Origin of the sequence: Bullifex sp. (genome assembly GCF_034103065.1) — a bacterium.
Lineage (GTDB): Bacteria > Spirochaetota > Spirochaetia > Sphaerochaetales > Sphaerochaetaceae > Bullifex.
Genome location: NZ_JAXEGN010000093.1, coordinates 1 through 3,488 on the forward strand (window position 1 = coordinate 1; position 3,488 = coordinate 3,488).

Below are 3,488 nucleotides of genomic sequence, written 5' to 3' on the forward strand. Positions count from 1 at the left end.
GCAGCACTAATGATTCTTCATCAGCTTTTCGAGTTATGTAAGCTACATTAGACATGTGGTGAGAGAAGGTAGAAAAGTTTTCACTAATCGATTGACCATCACCAATATCCGTATATATTGTTTTAAAAATTGGTAAACTAGAGCCTTCCTGGCAAGGTGCAAAACCAAATATCTGATTTAATAGCGCAAAGAGTGCAACAGTTTTCATTGAAACAGTTTTACCCCCAGCATTCGCACCTGAAAGTACAACACATTTAACATCGCTATCTAAAGTAAGAGAAATAGGAACAGCCTTTGCTCCTAAAAGTGGATGGCGAGCATTTAATAAACTTATATTTGATGAATAATTAATTCTTACACCTTTAGTTTTCAAAATAAAGCAAGCTGCTGCATAGTGGAAATCAAAATCCTCAACAAAGCTATCTAAAGCCCTTAATTGCTCTAAATTAGCTCTAATTTTTAGAGAAATATCTAGTAGAATTTTTTGTTTCATCCTAATTATTTCTTCTTCAGCAAGTACAACTTGGTTGTTTAATTCAACGAGCTCAAATGGTTCAATAAATAGTGTTCCACCAGATTGAGATGAGCCTTGAATATAGCCTTCCACCATTCCTCTCTTTTCTCTTTTAATAGGTAAAACAACACGTTCATTTCTATAAACAGCATTTAAGTTTTGAGCAGCATCTAAGTGTGTTGATAAGAAGTTCTGACTATATATTTGTCTTCTCTGCTTAGTTTCTTCAACTTTCTTAAAGAGTGGATACAAAAGAGGATGTGTTTCTTTTACAAAGCCTTCTTCATCAATTGAAAGGGAAATATTATCCTTTAACTCCTTTAATTCTTTATCTATTAAAGGAATATCTAAAAAAGCTTCTAATGAAGGAATGGATGACAAAAAAGAACCAACACTGTAAATATCCTTTCCATCGAAGGATGCAGAGTTTTTATAGGTAAAAATATTATCAATAGAACAAAAGTAATTAACACTTTGTCCCTTAATTTTAATTAGAGCAATTATTTGATCAATTCTATCAGCTCTTTGATCTATTACTTTCTTATCATCGGTAATTGAATTTGAGCTAAGTTTTCTTTCACCCTTCTTTGAGATACTATTTAATCTGACTATATCAAGAACTTTATCAAGCTCTAAGTCAGCTAAGGTTTGTTTATTTATCATTGTTTATTTTTCCTGAATTTAGTTCTTGACCATTGAGGTGTTCTTTCTTTGATACTTTGATAAAGGTGTAAATAAGATTCATAGCGGTCTAAATCAATTAATTCATCTTCAACACCTTGTTTTACCCCACATCCTGGTTCATCTATGTGAGTACACCCTGAAAATTCACACTCAAAGTTAGCAAATTCAGGAAAAGCATCACTTAAAAGTTTAACATCCTCAAGCGGAACTAACATCTCTCTAACACCTGGAGTGTCAATAATTGTTATATCATCCTTTTCGAACCAAAGGGCATGGTTAGTAGTATGTCTTCCTCTTTGATATTTTTCGCTAATTTCATTTGTTACCTGCTTTTTTTCAGGGTCACAAATTAAATTAACAAGTGTTGATTTTCCAACCCCTGATTGCCCAACAAAGGCTGTAACCTTACCACGAAGAAGAGATTTAAGCTCTTCTATATTTTCACCAGTAGCTGCACTTACTGCTATTATTTTATAACCAAGCTTGTGATATAAGGCCCATCTTTCAAACTCTAATTCATTAAGATAGAAATCACACTTATTCATAACAATAATTCTTTCACAACCCTGAGAGCAAGTTAATGCACGGTCTAAAAATCTTGGTCTGAATGGAGGCTCAAAAGCAGAGGTTACAATTGCAACTTGATCCATATTAGCAGCAATTGTTTGATTCTTTTCAAGCTTTACATTCCACCTTCTAAATACACTTTTACGCTCTAATCTAGCTGTTATTAACCCTTCATTTTCTGAATATGGAGTAAATTCAACTCTATCCCCTACTGCTAAAGGATTATATTCAAACTCCTCAAGTGGAAGCTTCTTTCCCTTGATCTTACAGGAGTATATTTTTTGATCTTCTGCATATACTGTATATAGATTATTAATTGCTCTTCTGATTTGACCTTGCATGAGATTGAGTCTACTCCAATTAAGAGTTGGTAGTCAAATAGAAAGCTTTTTTATTACATCTCTCATTCGTTCAGGTAGCTTTGCTCTAAAGGTTAATCTTTCTCCTGTTACAGGATGATCAATTGAGAGCGTAAAGGCATGTAAACAGAGAGGAACATCAAATAAGTTATCCTTCCTTGAGTAGATCTCATCACCTAAAATAGGATGATTAATACTTTTTAAATGCACTCTGATTTGATGTGTTCTTCCAGTTTCAATTTTTACACGCACAAAAGCATAACCATCATATTGTCTTAAGACAGTATAGTGTGTAATTGCACTTTTACCTCTATCATCATCTGTAACAGTAAAGGTTTTTCTATTTAGCTCACTTCTAACAATATTTTTAGTAATGGTTCCTCTTTTTTTAATAAAATTTCCCTTACAGATAGCTAAATATATCTTTTCATTACTGTGCTCTTGGAATTGCATTGCAAGATTTTTATGTGCATCTCTTGTTTTAGCAATTAATAGAAGCCCACTAGTATCTTTATCAAGACGGTGAACAATACCTGGTCTAAGATCACTATCATCCTCTTCTAATGTTTTAAAATCATCACCGTAGCGATACAAAAGAGCATTTACAACTGTACCTGTATAGTTACCAGCACCAGGATGAACAACCATACCACAAGGTTTGTTGATTACAAGTATTGAATCATCCTCAAAAACAACATCTAATTTAATATCCTCTGCAAGCAAGCCTTCAAAGGTTTCTTCGTTATAGATAATATCGATTTTATCTCCCACTTTTACCTTTTGACTCTTTTTTACACTTTTTCCATTTACAAGTATTTTTGTATCAGCTTGCGAGAAAATAGATCTGGGAACAATAGTAGATGCAACTTTATCAACTCGATTTTCTGTGTTACAAATAAAAGCTTCTTTCTTTTCAACTATCACTACTAACTTCCCCTATTATCCAATCAGCAGCTGAAATACAAAGAGAAAGACCAGAAGCTACTCCAAGCTGACATAAAAACTTATCCATAGGCTTAGTAATCGGCTGTATTAAACCGACATTTTCACAAAGCGACCAAACTAATGAAGTAAGCGGTAAAGTTAAAACAAGAGAGCCAAAAAATATTGATTCAGCTCTCCTCATTTTCATTGTCCAAATCGGAAATTCTTCTTCTCCATATGGTTTATAAGAGAGCTCTGCTGCAGAAAACAGTGGAGAAAGAATTAATGTAAATAAAAGTATTATAGCTATAGCTTTTTTAAACATTATAATTCCTTTCACCAAAGATAGCTGTTCCGATTCTAACCATATTACTACCACACATTATTGCTTCTTTGTAATCACCACTCATACCCATTGAAAGAATAGAAATAGTTGGTAC

General features: G+C 33.2%; 4 protein-coding genes. All 4 read right to left on the minus strand.

Features of this window, described 5'->3' with window-relative positions:
• The coding region (locus SOY52_RS03865) for a MutS-related protein (protein ID WP_414429584.1) at nt 1–1,177 on the minus strand (1,177 nt) is incomplete at its 3' end.
• Nucleotides 1,174–2,106: a ribosome small subunit-dependent GTPase A gene (rsgA, locus tag SOY52_RS03870; RefSeq protein WP_320847667.1), complete on the minus strand. Its 933-nt coding sequence runs from the start codon at nt 2,104–2,106 to the stop codon at nt 1,174–1,176. The genes rsgA and SOY52_RS03865, both read right to left, overlap by 4 nt.
• 33 nt (nt 2,107–2,139) lie before the next feature.
• A complete protein-coding gene (locus tag SOY52_RS03875) occupies nt 2,140–3,048 on the minus strand; it encodes an RluA family pseudouridine synthase (protein ID WP_320847668.1) in 909 nt (302 codons plus the stop codon).
• Complete coding sequence (locus SOY52_RS03880) at nt 3,038–3,373, minus strand: hypothetical protein (RefSeq protein WP_320847669.1); 336 nt, start codon at nt 3,371–3,373, stop codon at nt 3,038–3,040. The genes SOY52_RS03875 and SOY52_RS03880 overlap by 11 nt, the downstream gene beginning before the upstream one ends.
• Nucleotides 3,374–3,488 lie beyond the last annotated feature (115 nt).

Coding starts and splice junctions, on each gene's coding strand:
- rsgA (WP_320847667.1), bottom strand. CDS start 2,106: ATGCAAGGTCAAATCAGAAGAGCAATTAATAATCTATATACAGTATAT.
- SOY52_RS03880 (WP_320847669.1), bottom strand. CDS start 3,373: ATGTTTAAAAAAGCTATAGCTATAATACTTTTATTTACATTAATTCTT.